General features: G+C 38.7%; 23 protein-coding genes, 1 pseudogene and 1 riboswitch. Of the genes and pseudogenes, 19 read left to right on the plus strand and 5 right to left on the minus strand.

The genetic code is table 11. From position 1 onward, the window contains the following. Positions 1–16: 16 nt before the first annotated feature. Together ACYSNU_RS11605 and ACYSNU_RS11610 are read right to left on the minus strand one after the other, a co-directional pair. Positions 17–994: a peptidoglycan DD-metalloendopeptidase family protein gene (locus ACYSNU_RS11605; RefSeq protein WP_461737369.1), complete on the minus strand. Its 978-nt coding sequence runs from the start codon at positions 992–994 to the stop codon at positions 17–19. A 148-nt stretch (positions 995–1,142) separates the two neighbouring features. After that, on the minus strand, positions 1,143–2,408 hold the full coding sequence (locus ACYSNU_RS11610; protein WP_461737370.1) for a murein hydrolase activator EnvC family protein: 1,266 nt from the start codon (positions 2,406–2,408) through the stop codon (positions 1,143–1,145). A 342-nt stretch (positions 2,409–2,750) separates the two neighbouring features. On the opposite strand from ACYSNU_RS11610, the gene ACYSNU_RS11615 reads away from it, so the two are divergent. The 17 genes and pseudogenes from ACYSNU_RS11615 to ACYSNU_RS11695 all read left to right on the plus strand — a co-directional run bounded on the left by ACYSNU_RS11615 (position 2,751) and on the right by ACYSNU_RS11695 (position 19,478). Next, positions 2,751–3,440: a GAP family protein gene (locus ACYSNU_RS11615; protein WP_461737371.1), complete on the plus strand. Its 690-nt coding sequence runs from the start codon at positions 2,751–2,753 to the stop codon at positions 3,438–3,440. 30 nt (positions 3,441–3,470) lie between these two features. Beyond that, the gene (locus tag ACYSNU_RS11620) at positions 3,471–3,965 is read left to right on the plus strand and encodes a GAF domain-containing protein (RefSeq protein WP_461737372.1); all 495 of its coding nucleotides are present in this window, start codon (positions 3,471–3,473) and stop codon (positions 3,963–3,965) included. A 110-nt stretch (positions 3,966–4,075) separates the two neighbouring features. Further along, positions 4,076–4,147: riboswitch (Fluoride riboswitch) on the plus strand. 444 nt (positions 4,148–4,591) lie between these two features. Then, positions 4,592–4,720 (plus strand): hypothetical protein, encoded by a 129-nt coding sequence (locus ACYSNU_RS11625; protein ID WP_461737373.1) that lies wholly within the window; start codon positions 4,592–4,594, stop codon positions 4,718–4,720. Positions 4,721–4,731: 11 nt separating this feature from the next. Next, positions 4,732–5,694, plus strand: a complete 963-nt coding sequence (locus tag ACYSNU_RS11630) for a tyrosine-type recombinase/integrase (protein ID WP_461737374.1) — start codon at positions 4,732–4,734, stop codon at positions 5,692–5,694. Positions 5,695–5,995: 301 nt separating this feature from the next. Further along, positions 5,996–6,724, plus strand: coding sequence for a winged helix-turn-helix domain-containing protein (locus ACYSNU_RS11635; protein WP_461737375.1), 729 nt, complete (start codon positions 5,996–5,998; stop codon positions 6,722–6,724). A gap of 340 nt (positions 6,725–7,064) precedes the next feature. Next, complete coding sequence (locus tag ACYSNU_RS11640; RefSeq protein ID WP_461737376.1) at positions 7,065–8,102, plus strand: hypothetical protein; 1,038 nt, start codon at positions 7,065–7,067, stop codon at positions 8,100–8,102. A 113-nt stretch (positions 8,103–8,215) separates the two neighbouring features. After that, positions 8,216–11,284, plus strand: a complete 3,069-nt coding sequence (locus tag ACYSNU_RS11645; RefSeq protein ID WP_461737377.1) for an isopeptide-forming domain-containing fimbrial protein — start codon at positions 8,216–8,218, stop codon at positions 11,282–11,284. A 9-nt stretch (positions 11,285–11,293) separates the two neighbouring features. Further along, on the plus strand, positions 11,294–11,656 hold the full coding sequence (locus tag ACYSNU_RS11650) for an LPXTG cell wall anchor domain-containing protein (protein WP_461737378.1): 363 nt from the start codon (positions 11,294–11,296) through the stop codon (positions 11,654–11,656). Next, positions 11,646–12,458, plus strand: coding sequence for a WxL domain-containing protein (locus ACYSNU_RS11655; RefSeq protein ID WP_461737379.1), 813 nt, complete (start codon positions 11,646–11,648; stop codon positions 12,456–12,458). Before ACYSNU_RS11650 ends, ACYSNU_RS11655 begins: the two co-directional genes overlap by 11 nt. Positions 12,459–12,546: 88 nt before the next feature. Further along, on the plus strand, positions 12,547–13,419 hold the full coding sequence (locus ACYSNU_RS11660; protein ID WP_461737381.1) for a WxL domain-containing protein: 873 nt from the start codon (positions 12,547–12,549) through the stop codon (positions 13,417–13,419). Between the two features lie 393 nt (positions 13,420–13,812). Next, positions 13,813–14,781: pseudogene (locus ACYSNU_RS11665) on the plus strand (DUF916 and DUF3324 domain-containing protein); the annotation flags it as partial. A 17-nt stretch (positions 14,782–14,798) separates the two neighbouring features. Beyond that, a complete protein-coding gene (locus ACYSNU_RS11670) occupies positions 14,799–15,485 on the plus strand; it encodes a hypothetical protein (RefSeq protein ID WP_461737383.1) in 687 nt (228 codons plus the stop codon). Next, a complete protein-coding gene (gene lepB, locus ACYSNU_RS11675) occupies positions 15,482–16,282 on the plus strand; it encodes a signal peptidase I (RefSeq protein WP_461737385.1) in 801 nt (266 codons plus the stop codon). Before ACYSNU_RS11670 ends, lepB begins: the two co-directional genes overlap by 4 nt. A 439-nt stretch (positions 16,283–16,721) precedes the next feature. Beyond that, on the plus strand, positions 16,722–18,065 hold the full coding sequence (locus tag ACYSNU_RS11680) for a Y-family DNA polymerase (RefSeq protein WP_461737386.1): 1,344 nt from the start codon (positions 16,722–16,724) through the stop codon (positions 18,063–18,065). Between the two features lie 214 nt (positions 18,066–18,279). Beyond that, positions 18,280–18,684, plus strand: coding sequence for a hypothetical protein (locus ACYSNU_RS11685; protein WP_461737387.1), 405 nt, complete (start codon positions 18,280–18,282; stop codon positions 18,682–18,684). Beyond that, entirely contained in the window at positions 18,681–18,980 is a 300-nt protein-coding gene (locus ACYSNU_RS11690) for a DUF5960 family protein (RefSeq protein ID WP_461737388.1), read from the plus strand. Before ACYSNU_RS11685 ends, ACYSNU_RS11690 begins: the two co-directional genes overlap by 4 nt. A gap of 99 nt (positions 18,981–19,079) precedes the next feature. Next, a complete protein-coding gene (locus ACYSNU_RS11695) occupies positions 19,080–19,478 on the plus strand; it encodes a phage holin family protein (protein WP_461737389.1) in 399 nt (132 codons plus the stop codon). 61 nt (positions 19,479–19,539) lie between these two features. On the opposite strand, the gene ACYSNU_RS11700 is transcribed toward ACYSNU_RS11695, so the two are convergent. The 3 genes from ACYSNU_RS11700 to ACYSNU_RS11710 all read right to left on the minus strand — a co-directional run bounded on the left by ACYSNU_RS11700 (position 19,540) and on the right by ACYSNU_RS11710 (position 22,524). Then, positions 19,540–20,145, minus strand: a complete 606-nt coding sequence (locus ACYSNU_RS11700; RefSeq protein ID WP_461737390.1) for an HAD family hydrolase — start codon at positions 20,143–20,145, stop codon at positions 19,540–19,542. A gap of 119 nt (positions 20,146–20,264) precedes the next feature. Next, positions 20,265–20,999, minus strand: coding sequence for a response regulator (locus tag ACYSNU_RS11705; protein ID WP_461737391.1), 735 nt, complete (start codon positions 20,997–20,999; stop codon positions 20,265–20,267). After that, on the minus strand, positions 20,971–22,524 hold the full coding sequence (locus tag ACYSNU_RS11710; protein WP_461737393.1) for a Spo0B domain-containing protein: 1,554 nt from the start codon (positions 22,522–22,524) through the stop codon (positions 20,971–20,973). Before ACYSNU_RS11710 ends, ACYSNU_RS11705 begins: the two co-directional genes overlap by 29 nt. Before the next feature lie 561 nt (positions 22,525–23,085). Here ACYSNU_RS11710 and ACYSNU_RS11715 point away from each other — a divergent pair. Together ACYSNU_RS11715 and ACYSNU_RS11720 are read left to right on the plus strand one after the other, a co-directional pair. Beyond that, complete coding sequence (locus tag ACYSNU_RS11715) at positions 23,086–24,423, plus strand: 2-hydroxycarboxylate transporter family protein (RefSeq protein WP_461737394.1); 1,338 nt, start codon at positions 23,086–23,088, stop codon at positions 24,421–24,423. A 50-nt stretch (positions 24,424–24,473) separates the two neighbouring features. Further along, on the plus strand, positions 24,474–25,646 hold the full coding sequence (locus ACYSNU_RS11720; protein WP_461737395.1) for an NAD(P)-dependent malic enzyme: 1,173 nt from the start codon (positions 24,474–24,476) through the stop codon (positions 25,644–25,646). Positions 25,647–25,681: the final 35 nt, after the last annotated feature.

Here is a 25,681-nt window from a genome sequence, read left to right on the forward strand (position 1 = left end):
CCGCTGTTTTTATATATTAAGGATTGTAGAACACGGTGGTTGGATCAATGTAGCCAGACCAAAGCGCTGTGGAAACCCCCAAGTGCAAATGCACGCCAGTTGAGCGGCCAGTTGTTCCCATGCCACCAATCGTTTGTCCAGCAGAAACGGTATCGCCGGCTTTAACCGCAAAACTATTTAAATGCATGTAATAAGAATAGAGACCATCCGCATGTAAAATAATGACGACATTGCCGGCAGAACTATTATTTTCAGCTACAACGACTTGACCTTCACGGGTAGCCATCACCGGCATATTTAAATAGCCGGAAAAATCAATGCCATTGTGAAACTCACTGCTTTCGCCACCAAAAGGATTCGAACGGCTACCAAAAGGCGAGGTAATATTTAGCGAGGTGAGAGGTGCTACCCAGCCATCTGGATTATTAATAAAGAAGCCGGAATTTTGCGCTGCGGTATAGCGCATTGTTTCTTCAGCAGAAAGCTGAGCTGCTGTGCCCGTAAAGACTTCCACTAATGACATGCGTTCTGCAGCCAGCTGGTCAAAATTTTGCTGCAATTCTAATAATTGCTGATTCAAAGTGTCCATTTCCGCAACTTCTGTCGAGCCCGCTGAACCCAATTCTTCATTTTTACTGGTTAGATTCGTCAGTGTAATCGTATTGGAAACAGTTTGAAGAAAAGAGGCTGTCGTACTTTTTTCACTGGTCTTTTTGTCAATCGCTGTTTGCAACTCAGTCATCTGTTCGTTTAAGCCGGCTAATCTTTCTTCGACAGCTATTTTTTCCTCAGTCAACGTATCAATTTGTTCTTTGAGAGCGGTAATCTCGGTTTGAACTGTGACTAAACGTTCTTCAGCCTCAGATTGTTGAGCTTCTAATTGGGCATTGCTGCCTTCTTCAATTGGGCGGCCAAATAAATCATCGGTCGCAAAAACAGTTGCCGGTGCTGCCAATAGTCCTAGCAGCAAGCTGCCCAAAATTAATTTTTTCAAAATTTTTGCGCCCCCTTTAAAGTTTCTGTTACTTCTATTATATAAAAAAAATTCTGTTTTTTAAATACGATTTCAGCAAAGTTTAACATTATATCAAAAAACAGTCTTCTCTGATCAGCGAGGGGCTAAAAAGAGAAGACTGCTGAGGTTATACTCCTAAAAATGAAGAAGGATTAACATAGCCAGACCAAAATCCAGTGGAAATTCCAAAGTGTAAGTGAACGCCAGTGGAAGCACCCGTCGTGCCCATGCCGCCAATCACTTGTCCGGCACTGACTTGTGAGCCAGTGGAAGTGGCAAAGCTGCTTAAGTGCATATAGTAAGAATAGTAGCCATCGCTGTGTTTAAGAATGACAACATTGCCGCCGCCGCTTTCATAAGAGGCAAAAACTACCTCGCCAGCTTTAGCTGCCATCACCGGCATACCTGAATAGCCGGTAAAATCAATACCATTGTGCATGCTAGAACCGCCGCCGCCAAATGGGTCACTCCGCATACCAAATGGACTGGTTACATTTAATGAAGAAAGAGGAGCTGACCAGCCGCTGCTGTTAGTAGCAGGCGGAGTCGTGTTGCTTGTTGAGCCACCTGAATTTGTTTCAACAGTCGTTTGGCCATTGCTGCTTAAATTAGAAACAGCCGGTTCTTCTTCATTGGCTTTTGCTTCGGCTGCAAGAGCCGCTGCTGTTGCTTCTTCTTGCAGGCGTTTTTCTTCAAGGGCTGCCAATTCAGCTTGGCGACGAGCTTCTGCTTCCGCTTTTTCAGTTTCTAAAGCGGCTTTTTGATCTTCTTCAGTTGCCAGTTGAGCACTCAAAGCAGTAATTTCAACTTCTTGATTAAGACGAGCTTCTAATAACTCATCTTGTTTATCCTGCAGTTCACTTGTTTTTTCTGTAATTAGTACTAAATGTTCTTCTGCTTCAACTTGCAAAGCAGACAATTGTTCTTTGTCAGTTTTCTGTGCTTGAATAATCTCGTTGTTGGCACTGACTAAAGTTGTTAAAGCCATTGTTTTAGTCACAGCATCACTTAAAGATTCAGCACTTAATACAATATCAATGTAAGAAGTCGCATTTTGATTGGTCTGTGTGTCACGGGCTTGTTTTTCAATTTGTTCTGTCCGTTGAGCAATTGTTACTTCCAATTCGCTAATCTGACTATTGATTTCTGTTAACCGTTCCTCAGCTGTTGTTTTTTCTGCTAAAACAGCCGACACTTCATTTTCAATTGCAGTAACATCTGCTTGAATCGCCGCCAATTGCGCTTGGGCTGAGGCTCCTTGATTTTCTAAAGCAGCAATTTTTTCTTCTTGAGCTGCAATCCGGTCGTCAATTTCAGCTGCATTAACAGCAATCGGCGCCAAAAGGAGACTAGCTGCCAAGGTAATCGTTGATAATTTTGTCCATTTATTCATATAAGAGTTTCCCCGCATGTCTTTTTTTAATATCCTCAATCAGTTTATAAATCAAATGTGAAGATTTTGTGAATTTGTGACGTTTGTAGTAATTTTTCATGAAAGTAATGTGGCTGTAATATTACCTGATATTCTGCAATTTAATTGAGCTTTTTGAGAATAATTCTAAAGTGGCTGAGCAACCGGCTTGACCGCCAAAAAAAAGCGTGCTATTCTAAATGGAAATACGGATAATTTTGTGTCGCCGGACACTTAACAGATGTGTTCTTCACGCCTAGGCCAAGATGGTGTGAAGGAGACATCTTTTCTTTTTAGGCAAATTTAATTTCAGGAGTGTTTTATATGTTTACTTTATTATCCATGACGTTAGTCACTAGTGCTGCCGATAGTCTAAATCCGATTGCGATTGCCCAACAATTGGTTTTTCAATCCGTCAGCCGTAAAAAAAATGATATTATCGGCTTTATTTTAGGCATTGGGTTAACCAACTTTGCTGCCGGCGTTTTAGTTTACTACGGTCTCGCCGCTTTAGTTCAGCGATATTTGACGGGCATCCTTACTGCTTATCCGCAAATCATTCCAATAGGAGAAATAATTATCGGTCTTGTCCTAGTGGGCTATTTGGTTCATCGTTGGGTCCGTCGCAAAGCAGTTGTGACAAATGAAGAAACGGAAATCAAAAAACCAACCAAGACTTTGGATTTTAAAACCTTGTTTGGCTTAGGCATCATTTCCTGTGGCCTAGAGTTGACAAGTGCCTTACCTTACTTTGCCTTCTTAGCCATTCTTTTACAATATGAATTGCCTTTTATCGGAGTCGTGGCAATTTTAGCGATTTATAATGTGATTTATTCTATGCCGCTAATTGTTATTTTTGCTTGTTCCTTATACTTTAGTGACCATTTAGATCGCTTCTATAAAAAATTTACGGTCCTAATGGGATTTGTCATCAGTAAAGTCATTCCCTTTGCTTTGGCGCTACTAAGCTTTGGCTTGCTTGTTCATGGTATTTTTAGTATGATGCAAATCTAAGAATATTTTTTTCAAATGGAGGCTAAGCAAATGGCTTGGGTAGATGCAAAAGAAAAAAAAGCTGCTTATGATTTATTACTATTACAACAGGCAGGATTGTTAGAGGGCGAAACCAATTATTTAGCGAGTTTAGCTAACTCTTCAGCAATTTTGAATCAAACTTTACCAGACACCGTTTTCGCCGGTTATTACCTATATAATGGTGAGGAATTAATTTTAGGCCCTTTCCAGGGTCACGTTTCCTGCACACGAATTGCTATGGGCAAAGGAGTCTGCGGCGAAGCGGCGGCAACCAAAACAACTTTGATTGTTCCAGACGTCCGCTTGCATAAAAATTATATTGCTTGTGATTCAGCAGCCATGTCTGAAATTGTTGTGCCCATGGTCAAAGACGGTCGCTTGTTAGGTGTACTCGATATTGATAGCAGCATAACAGACAGCTACGATGAAATCGATCGCGAATTTTTAGAAAAATACGTTGCACTGCTAGTTGAAAAAATGCAGATTACTGAGCTGGTAGGGTAATTTCTGTTGGTTTTTAATTAGAAATTTGTTTCGAAAATGACTCAGAATAAATTTTTGACTTTCTTCAAAGTATATGCTATAAAATAACTAATTTTTATCAGAAACAATTAATTGAATAAGGGAATGAATGTCTCCCTTGGGTTATCCAAAACTGCTAAAGAGCTGATGACTTCTACAAATGAGTTTATTTGTAGAAGTCATCAGCTCTTTTTGTTTTAAAAGGAGATGTTGCGTATATATAAATGAAAGTTAATAACAAAAAAATTTTCTATATTTTTCAAAAAAATATAAAATTTAGAGTTATTTTAAAGTTTTTTTCTTGAAACTATATATTATGCGAATTTGTTAAATAAATTAAATTAATTTTGTTTACAATTAGATTTTAAATGTAATCATTTCTCCTGTCAATCCTATTTTGTGTAAAAAATTATGGATTTTGATAAAAAAATAATTGAAAACAATTAATATTTCAAAATGATGCATTCGGAAATATAGTTGCAAAAAAAAAATATAAAAGCGAGATTTACTAATTTCGTCCTTAAGCTGGTAAATACTGATTTATTAAGCTTTAGAGAAGGCTTTATTATTAGCCGTCAAAAAAAACGTCAGAAATGGAGCTGATTTTAATGGCAAAACGTGGGAAAACATCTATAGAAGAAAGGATGGCCGCTGGGAAGGTAGATATGTTAAAGGCAGGACTACAGAAAATAAAATTGTATATGGTTATGTATATGGAAAACGATATGATGAAGTGAAGAAGAACTTAATGATTTTAAAGATTCAAACAGAAATAAGAATGGAAATGGATAAAGAGAGTCAAAAATATGGGGAATGGTTTGTCACAGAGTATTATCGTAAATTAAAAGGACGAATCAAAGATTCCACAGATTCCAGTTACACTAGAATTATTGAAACTTACATAATACCCTTTCTGGGAGATTTTACTTTTGCGGAGATAGATGGAAATAAATTACAAAATTTCATCGATACATTAGTAGAAAAAGGCCTTAAACCAAATACTATACAACTAATTTTCAGTTTGGTGAAACAATCGATTAGGGAAGCAATCAGATATGAATACTTAACTGAAGATCCTTTGAAAAGGATTGTTTTACCTAAATTAGAACGACCACACGTAGCTGCGCTGAGCTTAAGTCAGCAAAACCAACTCGAAAACTTAGCAAAAAAAAGTTCCTACGGTGCACCAATCCTTATCTCTTTGTATTCTGGATTGAGGATTGGTGAAATTAGTGGGCTTACATGGGGGGATATTGATTTTGAGCAGAAATTAATAAAAGTAAATAAAACAGTTAGTCGAATTAAAGATAACAATGGTTCTAAGAAAACCAAACTAATTATTGGCTCTCCTAAAACGATGTATTCTAACAGAGTCGTTCCTTTAGTAGACACTTTATGTGACTACTTACTCCCATACAGAAGTGTGATCGATAGTGACCCGGTCATTTCAACTATACATGGCCTGGCCGAACCAAGGACAATAAGTTTTCGCTTTAAACAAATTATAAAAGATACTGAATTTTCTGATACTCATTTTCATGTATTACGACATACTTTTGCTACACGATGTTTAGAACAAGGGATGGATATTGCAAGTTTGAGTCGAATTCTTGGACATCAATCAATTAAGTTAACTTTAGATACTTATAGTGATTCATTAATGGAACAACGAATTAAAGAGATGAAGAAAATCAATTTTATCTATCAATAAATAATCGTGATAATTAAAAAAAACTAGAAAATTTATTTTTCTAGTTTTTTTATACCGTCAAAATAAGCCGTCACTGCTAGTGAAAGTCGTTACAGTTCAAGAAAAAAGCACGATTTTCTTGAAATATATAGTTTTAAGAAAAATATAATTGTTCAAATTTCGACCATTTGAAATTTTAAACATTGAGTGGAAGATAGTCAAGCAATTATCCGCTTTGTTTCTAATCATTTTTTTCTCAATGTTTGAAATATTTGAAAGATGGAATCAGTGCATAAAAAAATAAGAGATTGGGGTGAGTAGGTTGAAACAAATCCTTTTGTTAACAAAAAATATTTTTGTAGAGGCAGAATGGCAAAGAAGAATACAGCAATTGGGCTACGAAGTATTTTGCTCAACCCAATTACTAGAGAAAATTTTGCTAAAGAGAGACTATATGACATTTAGTTTGTTCAAAACAGTAATTTTTAGTGAAAGTGTTACAAATGAGGAGGTAGCCAATGTTATCCAGAAAGATACCTCAAGTAATGTATCTTTCTACAGGATTGATGAGCAAGCATTGCCTAGTGAAGTTAACACAGGAGATAAGACACAAGAAACGGTTATTGTACTCAATTCTCAAATGACACTAAATGAACTACGTGAAAACTTATGCAATAAGAATTCTATTAAAATTTTGACAACTGTTTTATCCAATCCAAACAGTTCAGATCAATTCGAGGGAATTCCAGTGCATCTGATTGCTACACTCGTTTCAACAATGTCAAAGAAGGAAAAGGAGTTGTTTCATCTGCTTTATGAAAAACACGGTGATTTTGTTTCCCGTGTCGAGCTAAGCGAGACAATCTGGAGACAGGAAGTTTCCAACTCTTCCTTGACGCAACTCTCGCAAATAGTTCGGCGACTGAAGGCAAAGATGAAAAAAATTGGATTGGATGAAGAGCTTATTGAGACTCATTGGAATAAAGGATACGCTCTGAGCAAAGTTTTTTGTGAAAATATTGACATTTATATGGGCGAAAAAATTTTCTAGCCATTGATGCACAAATATTTCTAAACATCGTTACTCACTAAGAAATGTTTTAGACATGCTACGTCATGTTTAAAGATAGATATCTCTGTTTTTACAAAGAGAAATCAAAGATTCACGAATGAGGGAGGGGTCGTTGGGTACTAGAAAGCTGTGAGTTTATCAGGTAAGAAATTTGTTAGTCATTCCAGATTAATGAATATCTGAAAGATAGGCAAGCAATCTCATACAGCTGCAAAAAGAAAAGGAGATTGCGGGAGGTTTCTAAAAAGGTTTGAAGGAAGGGATGTAAAAGGTTATGAAATTTAATTTACTAAAAAAAGTGTTGGTTACTGCAGGTGTTTTGGCGGTTACATTTTTAGCGGGAGGCTTGAAGGCTGATGCTGCGGGCATAGATTTTAATACTGACTTAAAAGGTTATGATGCAACTATCAGTACGGTCAACGGCAAAAATGTTATCTCCACTAAAAAAGGAACTTGGGATTTAGATGAAAATAGTCAAATTTACAGTTCTAAGGATTTGAAAATTTATCTAAATAATACAACACCTGTAACAATCGATTCCATCTACACCAAAAAAGATTTGGAATTCCGCGGTGCAGGAGAGTTAATTGCTGATACTGAAGGTCAGTTTGGCTTGAATGTCGGAAATCATTTAAAAGCTTTCAAATACACCAAAAATGGCGTTGGTAAAGTAGTTGCTACTGGTACTGAAGCAGGTATGCGTGTTGAAAATGAAGTGCAAATGGAAGGCGGCTCAATCGAAGCCTATGGCCAACAATACGGTTTATGGTGTAACAACGATATCAAACCGCATTATAGCGCAACGATTACAGCAGTTGCCTCTAATGTAGATGGCATTGGTATCTGGGCTTACCGTGATATCTATGCTTACGATGGCGCTAGCGTTTACGGTGAAGGTGGTCAAGCTGGTGGTTACAGCCAAATCGCTCACATCGACGCTCGTGATGGCAGTACAATCCATGGTGTTTCTAGAAATATCAACAGTCCGCTAAGTGCGTTACATTGCCAAAAAGAAAACCTACGCTCTTACAGAAATTCTACTGTGATTGAAGAGTATCGTTTTGCAGATTTTGATGAAGAGCTAGCAATTAAATGGTCAACAGGTGAGCCGATTAATATTTTACAATACGCTTCAATTAATCGGAATATGAAAAACATCCAAAATTATGAGTGGAGCGTATACGGAGATTTTGGTGGACAAGTAGAGGTAACTCCGACAGGACTGCTTCTGACTGATTTATTCCAATCAACATTGGAAGGGGTTCGTTCAACTAGTATTAAAAATGAGCCTACTGAAATTAAAGCTCCAAGCCGCCATATTTTGCGCTTTTCTAATGTATCTACAATTGCTTACTAAAATTTTATGAATCGGTAAAAATGTATGGGGCTCAAAGGGGCATATAAACTACGATAAGATTTCACTTTGAGTTCTATACCTTTAAAAATTAAAAATAAGGAGGTGATTGAGTGATGAAAAAAACAGAGTCGGCACTGATTCTAAAAATTTTAGCCCCAGTGCTATTACTTTTACTGATGCTTATTCCTACTAGTGCATTTGCATCAACGAATGTACCTGATGGTTTTACGAGTATCCTTGAAGCACCGAAGATAAACATTGTTGGCGAAAATAGCAACTTAGAGATTTCTGGAGACTATGCTTCTTATTTTCAGTTAACTAAAGAGACATCCTATGAAGTTCATGGATTGAACCCAGCCGATCCTTACAATACTCGAGAGTATAGACTCTCAATGGATAGGAGTAATAATCCTAGTGTCTTGTATCGTTTTGATCCAAATTATACTGATGAAGAGAAATATATCATAGTCAAAAACGCTGGTCTGTTTCAAGGTGAAAAAATAGATTTAAGGATTAATATTTTGGAGCAAAATACTACTGCTCAAGATGATGGCACATATGCTAATTTGGGCTTTAATGCTATCTCCTATGCGGATTATGCAAATTCAAATACTGCAATAGTAGGTAGTAATGGAGGCTTTCTAGCTTCTTTTTTAGCACTAGGTTATAGTTCAGGGAATGGTACTAAAAATACTACTGGTGTTAATGCTGGTCAATATACAGGTACTTTTGACGATGATGTGCGTTTCAGTGAACTGATTAGCACCGGAGATTCCATCAAGTATAACTATGAAATATACTATGCAGGTACTAATCAACTCATCACTACCTACAAAGGGTTTTGGAACTTTACTAACATCAATACTTACAAAACGCTGACTTTGCCAGTTAAAGCTGAAGACAACTTTAATGATTTATTTGTTTATAGCTTAGATTTAATCAATCCATATCCATCGACTGGAACAACTAAGAATGTGATGGGTTATAGAATTAACAGTCTAGGTGAGATAGAAATCAAGAGTAACAGTTTAAAAGTATCAGCTACTAATAATCCAGAAGGAGAAATGAGTCGTTTATTAGAGAGTCCTAAAATAGAGATTAATCAAGCAATGACCGCTACAGCCTCAGGTGGTGGCTCTCGCACAGCTGGAATGGTGATATTTTATGTCACAGACCCGATTGTTCGAATTGCACCGGCCACACCAATTGTTATTGGTGAAACCAACGACGCGACTAATACCGATCCTGATTACGGTAAACTGAAATATCGGATTGTTCAAACGGTAGTTAATAATAAAGCGGATAATCGTGATGAAAAACTTGTTATTCAAACAACGTTGCCAGATAAATATGAGTTAAGTACTGAAGATTTTCAGAATATTACGATTACTAATTATGGTACTGATGTTAATTTGAAGGATTTGTTTGACATCACGCAAGATGGTAAAACGATTACTTTCACAGCGAAAGATGACAAGATTAAAACTGATGACTTTGTTGGAAATGTGTTTGATATCTCAATAGAAGCTAGTCGAATAAATAGAACTGGTGATACAACCAATGGATTTAAAATCACTGATTTTGACGTAACTGATGATAATTATGAAGATAGCTACATGCATTATCAGTTGGGTGGTTTAACAAAGACTACTTATACCTATTCAAAAGCTGGTAAAGTTGATGAGGTATTGACAAGTGTGGCAGATGAAAGATCAATCGCTGAAGTTTTGTACCAAGCTACGCCATATGCAGATCCGATTTTAGGACTGACAATTCCTTTCAATACTGATATAGCGGCATCAATTTACTCAGATCCTGAGTCAATAATTAAAAACTTGAGATTAGACACAGGAGAATCGATTTTAGATTCTTCTGGTAATCGGATTATTGATGTTTCTTATGATTCTAGTAGTCCAAGTAATTCTGGCTTAGTTCCTGGAGTTGTGATTACCTTGATTGTATTATTAGAAACCAAAGATGGCATCCAAAATACTGTCGAGGTTCCGATAACGGTTGGCTATGATTCATTGAAAAATGTATCAGCTACCAAAACACAAAGCTTTAATCACCCGAATGATTCAACTAAATTTGATGATGTCACGAAGGTCGGTGCCGATACGATAGTGACTTACACTATCAATATTGCTAACAACGAAACTGTGAGTAGTGGTTTAATCTGGGAATCCGTTGATTTTACAGATGAAATCGATGAAGGACTAACCTTCGATGTGAGCAGTGTTCGCGTGGACGGAGCAGCAGTTACAAATGCTACTTATATTGGAAATCTCTTAACCGTGCCACTGGGAGATATTGACCCGGGGGTTTCAAAAGAAATTACTTTCACGGGAACGGTCAAAGCTTCTGCAATAGGCAATACTATTACTAATATGGGTCATGCTGCTGGAGTGGATGAGGATGGAGATACCGTTGAAAAAGATACTGACAGAGTCGATATTCCGACAGTACGAAACAATGCTTTAATAGTTCATTTCGTGGATACAAATAATCCAACTGGTACGCCATTGCGTCCGTCAATTACCATTTATGCTCCTGTAGATTCAACTGTGGACTTAACTCAAAACGAAGCAGTTCAAGATGTGATTGCGGAATTGGAAGGAGTTAACTATGAAGTGACTTCCCGGCCAAGTCCTGAAACTATCACAATTACAGGAGACGGTAACGAAGCGACCTATGAGTTTGAATCATTAGGAACAATTACCGTATCCGCTCCATCTGTAATTGACTTTAAGTCGATTACTTATAATTCTGCGATTCAAAAAGTATCAGATCCAGATTTAGGTGGTGACAAGTTGGTAGTCACAGATACCCGTTCTAAGCAAGAGACCGGCTGGACTCTACAAGCTAGCTTATCTAGAGAAATGACCAATGTGTCAGACTCAGATATTATCATGAAAAATGCTTTGATGTATCGTACCAATGACGGAACGGAAAAAACGCTAAGCTCTTCTGCGATAAACATTCGCTTCCAATCTGCCGGCGGTAACTTAGCTATTTCTGATGCGTGGGGCACAACTGAAGAATCAGAAGGATTGAAATTGGTTTACGATCCAAAACAAGTTGTGAATAGCACAGATAATACTTTAATTGTTTCTAGTGTCGGTAGTTTCTCTGGTGAGATTACTTGGACGGTTATTGCTGGTCCCGTAAATGAAGGGGGATAACATGAAAGGATGGAAAAAATGAAAAAACAAAAATGGGTTTTTCTTCTCATCCTTGGTGTTGTTGTTGGTCTCTTCTGGGGTCAGACCACTAGTTTAGCAACAAATACTGGTAACGGTCAGGTAACAGTTGAAGGTGGGATAACTTTTTATGAAGAGTCTTCCACATCTTCATCATCTAGTGATAGCAGCTCGAGTGAAAGTGTCACCACCACATCTAGCAGTCAACTGCCGATAACTGGCGGTGGCGGAAAATTACCAAATACTGGGGAAGTTGTTCGTAATATGAGCTTTCTAGGTGCCGGCCTTTTATTACTTTTTGTACTGTTCATCTGGTACAGAAGAAAAAAAGGAGGGGCGCAGGATGAAAAATAAGAAAAAATTACTTTCTGTTTTAACTGCCAGTCTTCTTTTTTCATTAATTGGCACAGCTCCATCAGTTCAGGCGGCCTCCCATAGTCTTAATGGTCAAGGCTCCGTATCAGTGACTGACTCTGGCGTCACCCCACCGGTTGATCCAGAGTTTCCAGATAAAGAAGTCGATCCTGGCGAAACGCCTTCGACAACTGGACCGCTGCGGATTGATTTTGTTTCACAACTGCGCTTTGGTTTGAACAAAATCACAGACACAAATCGAGAATACCTTTCTTTAGCACAATTATTTCATGACGATACTAATGCTAGAGGCTATTACGTCCAAATAACAGATAGGCGAGAAGATACAAATGGTTGGGAACTGCAAGTCTCTCAAGAGAATCAGTTTCACAATGACATCATTCAAGATGTCAATGAACAAGAACTAGCAGGTGCAATGCTCTCCTTTGACAAAGGTTGGGCAAACTCTGTTGGCACAAGCGGAACGCCGCAGGTAACGAGTGACACGATATTGATGAACGATATCAATAATGCGTACACGGTTGCCGTTGCTGGTGACAATCAAGGGGTCGGTACTTGGACCATTGAGTTTGGCGCTTCAGGGGATAATGAAGATAATCTGGAAAATACTTTAGCTGCTCTCGTTGACAGTGAAGGCAACGCTGTTGTCAATGAAACATTCAACAAGGCTGAATATAGTAACTCAGCAATTAAGCTGACGATTCCAAATTCTACCAAGATTCACCCAGTCAAATACACGACGTCTCTGACTTGGATGCTGATTGCTGGTCCAACAGATTAAAAAACTTAGCAACACCTTAAATTCTGACAAATTAGGGGAAACCTTATTTGTAAATAAAACCAAAAGGGAAAAATTAGGAGGAAATAAAATGAAATTCAAAAGTTTATGCGCAACAACTTTATTAACGGTCATTGCTGTCGGTACATTAGCGCCAGCAGTTGCCGGAGCAGCTTCAACACCTCACTCAGTAGTCAGTGAAGGACGTGTTACTGTTGGTACTGAAGATTTAGATCCAACAGATCCAATTATTGATCCGGAAGATCCAGACAATCCTGGAGGAATTGATCCAGATAATCCAGAAATTACTCCTGGCGAAAATCCTGGGACTTTAGGTATTACCAACGTGACCAAATTGAACTTTGGTACTATTAATGTTGGTACTACACAACAGGATTACTACGCAGCAGCAGTTGATGTAGAAGTCTTTACAGATGAAACTCTTACTACTAAACAAGCAGTTAAGCGTGGTGCAATGGTTCAATTTGGTGACAATCGTGGTTTGAACTATGGTTACGATGTATCAGTTCGGATGACTCGTCAATTCCAATTAGTAACAGCTACAGATCCTACTACTGGTGCGGCAACAGCGTGGGACACAACTAAGACATTAGCTGGTTCAACAATCACATACTCTAACGGCATCATGGAAACAAAATCTACAAATACTGCAACACCTGGTACTCTTAATGAAACACTAGCTCCTATTACTGAATCAGGTAACTCAGTTCCTGTAGTTGAAGCTGGAGCAAATGAAGGTCAAGGTAAATATGTCTTGGAATTTGGTCAAAGCGAAGACTACGATTATGCAAATGCCAATTTAGTTGTTTCACCAGGAGCTAATCCAGGAACGGATGCAAGTTCAGTTAAATTGAATGTACCATTAGATACTCTAAGTAAATTAACTGTAGGTAATTATACTGCAGATATTACTTGGACAATCACTTCAGGTCCTGCAATCTAATTTATAAATCAAAGTAGGTAAAGAGACAAGGTCTTTTACAAAATGAGTTATCTTTGATTTTGTTGAGCTAACATAGGTGACAGTTTAGTATCTGTTGCCTGTGTTAGCTTTCTATCTAGGATTGGTCTTATTCGAAGGCCTTGTTTTTTTGTTGCTATACATAATTATTTTGAAATGATTTTAAGCTTATGCAGCAATATTTTAAAAAATTAATGTTGAAGAGGTACATAATGAAAATAATATACTGGAATAATTTAAAACAAATTTCCTTATTTTTTTGCGGGGTTATAACAATCGCAGCGCTTTTCTTTTCCCACAAATGTCAGGGCAACTGCTACTTCGGAGAGTTCAGCAAGCAGTGCTGTCGGTTCATCGACTAGCTTTACCTATGAGTTAGAGATGCCTGCGAGTCAGTATATCGGTGATGCGGGTTACTATGATTTAATGTTAGAACCAGGCCAGCAAGAGACATTAATTTTACGATTGAATAATCCAGGGACTGAGCCGGTGACAGTCAATTTAGCACTAAATTCCGCTAAAACCAATAATAATGGGGTAATTGAATATAGTCGTTCAGATATTGAGAATGACACTTCTTTACAATTTGATTTTGTAGATATTGTGACAGGTCCTGAAAGTGTCGAGATTGCTCCGGGTGAAACGGAAACGGTTGAATTAAATGTCCAGATGCCTGAGACTGCTTTTCAAGGAATTATTGCGGGTGGCTTGACTATCCAAGCTGATGATTCAAGTAGTAGTGACGAAGGCGGCACTGGTTCTTATGTAAATAATAAATATGCTTATGCGATAGTTATTTTATTACGGGAAGATCAGACCGAACTGACACCAGATCTAAGTTTTAACCGAGCTTATGCGGGACAGCAAAATTTACGCAATACTGTTTTTGTCAGTTTTTCGAATATTGTGGCAGATTATCTTTCGGGTTTAACCGTAGATGCTCAAATCACCCGCAGCGGCAGTGAAGAAGTGCTATGGGAATCTCGTTCGACCGCGATGCGAATGGCACCAAACAGCTTTATGGATTATCCAATTAGTATGGGAAATGATCGGATGGAGGCTGGAACTTATACAGCCCACGTGACAGCTTACGCTCAAGGTTTGCAATGGGATTGGACAGAAGATTTTGAAATTACTGAAGAAGAAGCAAATACTTATAATGAACGAGATGTCGGTTTACAACAAAGTCGGGCGATTGATTGGAAAATCATTGCCGCAATTGTCGGCGCCTTTTTATTCATAGTTATTCTAATCTTTTTAGTGGTAAAACGGATTCAGTCGCAAAAGAAAAGTAAGGCGAAAAACAATAAAAATAAGAAAAAATCATCTAAATCTAAAGAATAGTAGCGGAGGATAAGCCAATGAATATCTTAGAATGGCTTTTGATAGCGGGGATCTCTGCAACGATTATCTTCTTTGTTTTTTTCTGCTACTTTTTTATTCGTCTTATCATTAATATAGTGAAGATGAAGAAATTGCCGAAACGTTTACCTAAGAACAAGAAAAAGCGTCGTCGAATCATTTTGGCTAAAAGAGACATCGCTCAAAAGAAACGTTCTTCAATCAAATTCCTAATCATCACACTTGTACTCTTAATAATATTTGGTGGTGGAACAGCCTATGGTAGTTATTATCAATCCACCAATTTATCTAGTGAAGATGCCGATCGAGTTGTTAGCTCCTATTACTTAGTGCGAGATTTTCAAACGCAGCTGGAAAAGGCTGCTAATCAAGCGGAAGAGGAAGATGCGCTTCAGCGGGATCTTCGCTACCTATCATCGAAAATGGCAAGCTATAGCAGCTTTACTGCCAGTAATATAAATACTGTTGATGGACAAACAGCTTTAAATCGGTATTATGCCGCTTTAGGTCAATTAGGGATGAATGCTAGTCGTGAGGTCAATGATTTCTATGGAAACACCGAACTAATGACAACTTATCAGCGGGACGTTGAAAGAGTGATGGCATTAGAGGAACAGGCATTTAGTTATTATGAAGTAGATGAAGAGGCCCTGGCGTCAGAGGTTGAAATGAGTGAACCTGAATGACAAAAAAAATAAAAACAGTATCAAAAAAACAGCAGAGTAGTTCTCAACAAAATAAACGAAAAGCAATCCCAAAGAGCCCGTCTTCTCAATCAGAGAGGGCGGGTTTCCCCCTATCAGAAAAAAAGCAACGAAAGAAAATTAAAGCAAGTAAGAGGCAAAAAAATAAAAATGAATCGGCTATTGCTAAAAAAAATACTCCTCAGAAACGAAGAAAGAAAAAAAATCGAAAAAGGCAACTGTTAAGAAAAAAACAAATAAAAAAAATAAAACAATATAGTTTATATTTGGCACTTAGTCTCTCAATAGCAGTCGTCCTTTTTTGGGGAATAGGTTCCTTCTTTTTTTCCTTTAGTAAAATTTCGGGTTTTGGTATGGTTCCGACAGTGCGTAATGGCGACGTCGTTTTATTGCAAAAACAAGCTGAAATCCAACGCTTTGATTTGATTGTATACCGGCAAGGAACTGAAACATTTATACGGCGAGTCGTCGGCTTACCAGGAGAAAGTTTAGATTATCAAGATGATACGCTTTACATTAATGATGAACCAATTATCGAGCGATTTATTGTTGATGAAATCAATAATGCTCAGAATAATGGCAGCCAATTTACAGAAGATTTTCGCCTTGTTGATATTATCGGCGAGACGGAAATTCCTGAGGATAGCTATTTTGTATTGGGGGATAATCGTGAGTACAGCTTGGATAGTCGCAACTATGGTGTTGTTGAGAAGAGCCAAATTCTTGGGAAAACATCAATTCGCTTGTTGCCATTAGATGCAATGGAAAGCATAAGATAGTGGCTACTTTGTGAACTGATTCCAAACTAACTAGAATTAGCTCGGCAAGTGGTATAGCGTATTTTTGAATAGTGTAAAGACTGATACTTTTGTAATTTTTTAATAGTATCAGTCTTTTTGAGCTTTGAATTTTTCTCAACTATTTAAATATTGGAACGTAGAATAATCTGAAAAAACATCTGTAAAAGATGATAGAAATCTGAATCATATAAAATTATTTGACTAACTAATCGTAGAGGCTATAAATTTTTTGGCTATATAGGAAAGGTTACGTAGAGGTTATGTAGATTCTAAACGAGATTAAAAATCTAGAAATATTCTTACCATAAGTCATCATTTCTCTAGCTTAGGTAATTTTTTATTTCCTTGACACCTTCACAAAGAGCGGAGTAAAATAAAAGCGAACATACGTTTGTTTTTTTGTTTGAGGTGATGTAGGATGAATTTTCGATATGAATTGGAACCAACAGGGGATTATGCCTTTATTGATATGAAATCTTTTTATGCTAGTTGCGAAATAGTTGCTAGAGGCCGCCATCCGTTAAAGGATTTGCTGATTGTGATGAGTCATGCGGATAATACCTCAGGATTAGTTTTGGCCAGTAGCCCCAAGGCCAAAGAGTTGCTGGGAATTACGAATGTGACGCGGATCTTCGAATTGCCAACGGTTGAGGAAAATCCTGCGATGGAGCGTTTGATTGTCGCACCGCCGCGGATGCGCTACTATATTGCGGAAAATTTAAAAATTCAAAATGTTGTTCGCCAATATGCCGCAGATGAGGACATCATGTGGTATTCCATTGATGAAGGCATTGTTGATCTTTCCCGCAGCCTGAATTATTTTGTTCCCGGCAATCAGTCACGAGGGGAAAAACTCGACCATGTCAGTCAAAAAATTCAAGAGGATATTATTCGTGAGACCGGCATTTTTTCAACTATTGGCATGTCCAACAGTAATCCACTGTTGGCTAAATTGGCATTGGATAATGAAGCCAAGAAGCAGCCGCAGATGCGGGCTTTGTGGAATTATCAAAATGTTGCCGAAAAGGTTTGGAAGATTGGCGACATAAGTGATTTTTGGGGCATTGGTAGTCGCATGAAGCGCAATTTGATGGAGCTGGGCATTACTAGTATAAAAGAACTAGCCCACGCCAGTCCGTATAAACTCAAAGAAAAATTTGGCATTATGGGCCTGCAGCTCTACCATCATGCTAATGGAATTGACCGCAGCAAATTACAAAATGTCTATCAGCCGAAGTCGAAAAATCTCGGCAATAGTCAAGTGTTGCCACGGGATTATTTTGGGGAAGAGATGCCGTTATTGGTGCGGGAAATGGCTGAGCAGGTGGCGATTCGTTTGCGCCGCCATCACGCTAAGGCGGGCGTTGTTTCGTTATACGTTGGCTACTCTAAAGCGGAGACAGATAAAGGCTTTAGCCGCCAAGTTAAAATCACGCCCACTGACAATACCGATGAATTAACCAAGCATTTGTTGTATCTGTTCCATAAATTTTACAATGGTGACTTGGTGCGGCATTTGGGGGTAACTTATTCTGATTTACACTATGATAGTGGTAGTCAGTTGAACTTATTTGAAGATCCGGAAGAGCAGATTAAAGATGAAAAAATCGATTTGGTGATGGATCGGATTAGAGAAAAATACGGATTTGTTTCGATTGTGCGTGCCAGCTCAACCTTGGAGCATGGCCGCAGCTTGCCCCGCAGCCACTTGGTAGGGGGACACGATGGCGGTGGTGGTGCTGGTGGTTTAGATGGATTGTAAGAAGGCCTGCAAAATTTTCTGCTGCGTCAGTTATTTTGAATGGTTTTTAAATCAAAGCGGCTAAATCGTAGATGGCAACATTCAGTTTACATAATGAAACTAATTACGATTCTATTAAAACTTATTGAATAAGATTGATGATGATTTTGAAGATATTTGCGGTTATTTTTTATTGCCAATGGATTGCTAATTTTCTATTTTGGAGGTGGTTAGAATGGGAGAAGCGTTTATGAGTTATCATCAAGATCCTTGGATTAGAGAGTATCAAGATCGAGGCATGGCAAAATGGTTGGGCTTTTATTTAAGTGAGCATACAGCTGAAATGGGCAAGGAAAAGCAAACGCGAGAGACAACTTGGCAGCATCAGCAGCAAATGACTGACTTGGAGATTTCTGACGTTTTAGAAAGCGCCTTTTTTAATCATCAGACAGTCACACTGCAATTAAGCACTTTAGATGAACAAGGCCAAGCATTCCCTGATTTAACTGGAACAATTGCAGGGATGGATGAAACCACAATTTTTTTAAGCTCCTTAGAGGGGGAGGTTCAGTTCATCCAACATGACGCAATTTATCATGCTAGCTTAATCAGCAATTTAAAGTGGAGTGATGTTTCATGACTTTGAATGTGGAGGATGCTCAGTTTGAGTACCATACAAAAAATTCCGAGCGATTAATCAAGGATTTTCTGAATTTTGTTGTTACCGATATTCCTTTTTTCGCCCTGCAGGAGGAATTGCTGTATTTGATGAATCATCGAGGGATTACGCAATTTCGCATTCCAGCCTATATGACAGTTGATAGTCAGGAACATATTTTTTATTTTAAAATCAAAGAGGTTGAGGAAAATCAAAAATTGCGGACTTATCAGTATCTAGGAATGGATATCAAAAGAAGGCCTCAGCCTTTGGCATAAGAGATAGCAGTTTATTTTTTTGAAGTATTGATTTTTTAGCGGCTCAAGTTGTGTTTATTATAGACAGATTTTGTCAAATAAACGCAAGGAGTGGTCAAGATGAAACGATATTTTTCTGGGGTAATTTGGTGGCTGACATTTGTGGGAGGCAGCTTGGCAGATTTATTAGGCGGGGTGGACCAGCTGTTGCAAAGCTTATTTTTCTTTATGATTGCCGATTATATATCAGGCATTTTTCAGGCGGGCTACCACAAAGCCCTCAACAGCAAAATTGGCTTTCAAGGCTTAGTGAAGAAAAGTTTAACTCTGTTGATGATTATGATTTCAGTTGAATTGGAGCAGCTTTTGGGTCAGACATTGCCTTTTCGTGAGATGACAATCATGTTTTACCTTGCCAATGAGGGCTTGTCATTGCTGGAAAATATCGGCAGTGTGATTCCGCTGCCGAAAAAAATCCGCCAGTATTTTAGTCAGCTGAAGAATAAAGCAGATGAATAAAAAAGACTTTAGCTAGAAGTTTAGTCAGTGATGACAAGCTTCAGGCTAAAGTCTTTTTTTGTTAAATAACGATACCAAAGGTCGCCAATTCAGCTTTTAACTGCTGAACATCTTGCCGAAAGACAATGCTTTCCATGCCAGCTTGCTGAGCGGCTTCAACATTGGGGGCTAGGTCATCGATAAAAAGACATTCTCTAGGAATTAAGCGAAAATGACTGCAAAAACAGCGATAAATTTCTTTTTCCGGCTTAATTGTTTTCCAGTCGGCGGAAATGAACAGGCCGGACATGTTTTCTAAAGCAGGAATCGTTTTAAGTATCTCGTAGATGTCTGTGGGTGCATTGGACAAAAGATAAGTTGGATAGCCCTGCTCCTGCAAAGCAGAAACGACAGTCGCCATTTCCGAAAAAGGTTTGATTTCATGGTACCAGTTAGCCAAAACCTCGGTAATAATTTCTTTTAAATCCGGACGTTTAGCAATTAGTTTTCGTTGAATCTCAGCTTTAGTCATCGTGCCCCGGTCAAAGGCAATCCACTCCGGTGCTTGAAAAATATTTTGCAAAAGGAATTTTTCAACCTCAGCATCTTGGGTATAGCTTTTAATGAATTCTGTTGGTTGAAATTTCACTAAAACATTCCCTAAATCAAAAACGACTTGTTTAATCATCGAGCTCCTCCTCAAAAATCTCTTTTGTACCATTGTAGCAAGAAAGCGCTAAAACTAAAACTCCCACTGAATTCATTTTGAAAAAGTTCGTTTAAAAATCAAAGAAAAACATTTTCTCGCTAATCCTTTGTCAAGCCCTCCAAATAAGTCATGAAGGGGCTAGTTACTTCAATGAGCTGAAAGACTTGATAAGGCCGACCAATTTTACGATAAATAGTTTCTGATTTGACTATTTGCTGGCTTTCCAAAAACTGGACATATTTTCTTACGGAAACATGGGAAAGCCCAATTTTTTCAGAGAGCTCTAAGATAGTAAAGGCGCCGTCAAATTGGCGCATAGCTGCAAAAATCAGACCTAAAGTTGCTTCCGTTAAGCCTTTTTCCAATTCAAAGGATTCATGTGTTGCTGCCACTTGCGGTTTTGTAGCTGCTGCTTGAAACAAGGCATCGACTTTTGCCTGTGGCAGTGTGTCTGTTGTTAGCAGCTGCTGTTTTTCTAAAAAGCGCAGATAGCTCTCTTGAAAACGCTCGAAGATAAAGGGCTTAATCAGATAGTCCAAAATTCCCAGATGGCTAGCTTCTTTGATGTAGTGAACTTCGGTAGCCGCACTGATTAAAATTACTTCGCCGGCAAAATTTTGCTGGCGCAATTCTCTTAACACGGTTAAGCCATTTTCCTGGCCCAAATGAATATCCAATAGCAATAAGTCGATTTCTTTTTCAGCGAGAATGTTTTCAGCGGCTGTTGCATTCAAGCTGACAATGACTTCAGCTGTTGCATCAATTTTTTCTAAATAGCTTTTATGAATAAATTGCACCATCGGATCATCTTCTAAAATTAAAATGCTGGTCATCCATCTCACCTCGATATAAAGTTGTAATTTTTAGCTGCAACCACTGCTGCTGATAATCCCACTGAATCTCTCCATGACTATCCTTCAATAAGCGGACAAAGAAGGGGGCATGCAAAGCATTTTCCAACGCTTTGACAAATGTTTCGTTCGCTACTAAAGCATATTCGCTAGTCAAAGTTTGCTGCTGATAAGTTAATTGAAGCAGCAGCTCATCTGGCATCTGCTGTTCAGAAAAGAAATGATGCAGATAGCGGTAAATGTTCAAAATTGTGTCGGTTTCAAAGGTGTGGGAATTACTAGGGATTTCCGGTGTGACTTCAATCCACAGTTGACAATTTTTTTCTGAAAAAGCCTGGCGCTCTCCTAAGAGGAAGGCTGCAAAAATTGGATTTTGCACCAAGAGGGCCAAACGATGAGTCAGCTCCCGCTCCGGTTGAATAATATCTGTTAGATAGTCATTTAATTCCTGATGAGCGCCCAAATCCGCAAGCCCATAAATCACATGCAGCTTATTCATAAATTCGTGGGATTGGCTTTGCAAAGCCAAAGCATAACGACTGGTGTTAGATAATTGGTCGGCTAAAAATAAAGTTTCCGTTGTGTTTTCTAAAAAGACAATATAACCTACTTGGCGCCCGACTATAATCGGCGCCACTGAAAAGAAGAAATCTTCCCCTTCTTGTTGATAGAACTGTTTTGTTTTTTGCTGGAAATTGAGCTTGTCCAGATGATAAATGATAATAGAAAGCGGCTGGCCGACTAAAGCTGTCTCAGTTTTTTTCTGAAGTTGATACATTTGTTGGGCTTGGTTATTCGCCAGCAAAATATTTTTTTGCATGTCGATGACCAGCACGACATTTTCCGTTTCATTCAGCATGGCATTTCGTTCTTCTAATAAACGAGAAATTTCTTTTGGTTCCAGATTATGGAGCTGATTTTTTAAGTAGTAGGCCACGATAAATGAGATTAACAGCCCCACGGCAACACTGGCGACTAAAGCCGTCGTATAATTTTGCTGAGAATTTTCAACTAAGGTCGATAAATTGGTTAAGGTAATCCCCAAAGCAACTACCCCAATTTGCTGACCATCTTCGGCAAATACGGGAACAAATCCCCGTAGGCTTTCGCCTAAGCTGCCTTCACTAGTTGATAGATGTTCATTTCCCGCTAGAGCAGGGGATTCATCGCCGCCGATAAAGGGCTGCCCAATCTGCGTTTCATCTGGATGGGTCAAGCGGATTCCCTGCATATCCATAATCACCGCAAAATCCAGTTCATAGGATTGACTGATTCGTAATGTTAATTCCTGTAATTCAGCAGAAGAGGTGTCAGCTTGCAAAGCTTCAATGACTTGCGGTTCTTTGGCCAGCATTCGCCCAGTCGCCAACAAAAGATTTTCTTCGTTTTGTTGGACTTCACGATTTTGCTGCAAAAGGGTCAGCAGATAAAAAAGTGTCAGGGTGCACAGTAAAGTTGCAATAAAGATTGTAGCTAATAAAGTCCATAAGCGAATTCCCTTTTTCATCTTGACTCCTTTCTGTCAGCTGTTGCTGGGTATTTTTTTGTTAGTTATTAGTTAAAAGTAGCTTTTTGATAGAGGTATGTTTAGCCTAATTTTTCGCAAAGATAATATCTGAACCTATTTTGTGAGTGTCGTGGCTCAGTAAACCCGTGAGACTGATAAAACGGATTTTTTGTAAGTCTGATGAAATCAAATTGCAAACTCACAATAATTGCTAGCACTTTTGATTTGAGTGTAAAAACTTTTGAAAATTTTTTTGATAAGGTTGTGTCTTAGCCGACGTAAAGGGGAAACACACTAAACAGCGCCGTCTGCATTTTTAATATTTGCAGAATGAGCAGCTCTCCGGGAAATTATACCATATCAATTAAATAAGTTTCATTTAGTTAAGTTAATTAAATAAAGTGTTTTTTTCAAGCCCTGCCGATTATGATAGGGCTATCAGAAAGAGCTTACATTTTTGAGAGTAGAGTTGAAAAGTTAATTAAATTCTAGCAATCAAAAGTGGATAATCTATCAGTTAAGTCAAACCGATTCAGCAAAAGCAAATTAGGAGGAAAGAAAATGGAAACAAAATTACAACAAACCAGTATCAGCCAAAAGCCGCTTGTTGAGAAAAAATGGTGGCAGAAAATTCAAGTCGGTTCTGTCTCACTGCCAGTCTACTGCGCTTTATCGGCAGTCATATTCGCAACGGCTTTACTGCAACAATTGCCTGTTAATATGCTTGGCGGTTTTGCCGTAATTTTAACTTTAGGGTGGTTATTGGGCACAATTGGCGGCAATATCCCAATTATTAAAAACTTTGGCGGTCCAGCAATTTTTTCTTTACTTGTTCCTTCAATTTTAGTTTTTTTTAATTTTGTAAATCAAAATGTATTAGACAGCGCCAATATTTTAATGCGGGAAGCTAATTTCTTATATTTTTACATCGCTTGTCTAGTTTGCGGCAGTATTCTAGGCATGAATCGCAAAATTTTAGTGCAGGGATTAATGCGGATGATTATCCCGATGCTAATTGGCATGATAGCGGCGATGGGTGTTGGCACTTTAGCCGGCGTTCTTTTAGGGATGGACTGGCAGCACACGTTGTTTTTCATCGTCACTCCGGTTTTAGCCGGCGGGATTGGTGAAGGAATTTTGCCGCTTTCTCTTGGGTATAGCGCAATCACGGGCATCGCTAGTGAACAGCTGGTGGCCCAATTAATTCCGGCGACAATTATTGGTAACTTTTTTGCTATCATGTGTACGGCTCTCTTAAGTCGCTTAGGAGAAAAAAGACCTGAGCTTTCTGGTCAAGGTCAGCTGCTACGCTTTAATAAAAAGAACAAAGATGATTTAAGTGACACCTTGGATGAAACAGATGATCCGATTGATATTAAAAAAATGGGGGCCGGTGTCCTGACTGCCTGTACGTTATTTATTCTCGGTGGTCTATTAGAACATTTAACTGGTTTTCCGGGACCGGTTTTGATGATTGTTGCAGCAGCTTTGTTAAAATATGTTAATATAGTACCTGTAGATACCCAAAAAGGTTCGAAGATGTTGTATAAGTTTATTTCAGGTAATTTCACCTTTCCTTTGATGGCTGGTTTGGGACTGTTGTATATTCCTTTGAAGGATGTGGTCGGCGCCTTGACTTGGCAGTATTTTATCATCGTCATCAGTGTTGTTTTCACGGTAATTGTCACTGGCTTTTTTGTTTCCCGTTTTATGAATATGAATCCTGTTGAAGCGGCAATTATTTCAGCCTGTCAAAGCGGTATGGGAGGAACTGGGGATGTTGCGATTTTAAGTACAGCTGATCGGATGAACTTAATGCCTTTTGCGCAAGTTGCTACTCGTTTAGGTGGTGCCATCACCGTTATTTCCATGACCGCAATTTTACGGATGATTTTTTAAGTGGCTAATTAAAAATTTTGAAAAAAATAACCATTTTGGAGGAAATTGAAATGACACAAACAACAAAAAAAGACGTGAAGGAAATGGCCTTAGAACAGGCTAAAAAAAATGGCGGTAAGTTAGAAGTTGTTCCTAAAGTTGCCATCAACAATAAAGAAGATTTAAGTATTGCTTATACACCGGGAGTGGCCGCTGTTTCTTCAGCGATTGCTGAAAATCGTGAGCTGGCCTACGAGCTGACAACGAAGAAAAATACCGTAGCGGTGGTTAGCGATGGTACCGCCGTTTTGGGACTAGGCGATATCGGTCCAGAAGCGGCGATGCCCGTCATGGAAGGCAAGGCAGCGTTGTTCAAACGCTTTGCCGATGTGGACTCGATTCCAATCGTTTTAGATACTAAAGATGTGGAAGAAATTATTCAGACCGTTAAATTAATTGCGCCAACCTTTGGCGGAATTAATTTAGAAGACATCAGTGCTCCCCGCTGTTTTGAAATTGAGCAGCGTTTGATTGAAGAATTGGATATTCCGGTTTTTCATGATGATCAGCATGGCACTGGAATTGTCGTCTTAGCCGCTTTATACAATGCTTTAAAGTTGGTGGATAAGAAAATTGATGAAATCAAAGTGGTAGTGAACGGCGGCGGTTCGGCGGGCTTGTCAATTACCCGCACCTTTATGGCAGCTGGCGTTAAACGTGTTGTCGTTGTAGACCGCTTCGGCATTTTAAATGAAAATGAAGATGCTGAGTACAATCCTTATCATCAAGAGATTGCGAAAGTGACTAATCGGGAACACTTGTCTGGTGATTTATCTGTGGCTTTAAAAGACGCAGATGTTTTTGTTGGGGTTTCAGCGCCGGGCGCTTTAAAAGCAGAGTGGATTTCTGAAATGGCAGCTCAGCCAATTATCTTTGCAATGGCTAATCCGACACCGGAAATTTTCCCTGATGAAGCATTAGCTGCTGGTGCTTATGTTGTCGGAACTGGCCGCAGTGATTTTCCAAATCAGATTAACAACGTGCTGGCTTTTCCAGGAATTTTCCGTGGAGCGATGGATGCCCGAGCTACTAAAATCACTATGGAGATGAAAGTTGCCGCAGCGAAGGGGATTGCTAGTTTAGTCAAACCAGAAGAGTTGACCACAACTTATATCATCCCAGATGCCTTTAATGAAAATGTCGCCAAAGTTGTCGCGAAAAGTGTTAGCGAAGCTGTTCAATAAAACCGAAATTAAAGCCGTTAAGATTATTCCACGGA

Source organism: Enterococcus sp. LJL120 (genome assembly GCF_054871765.1).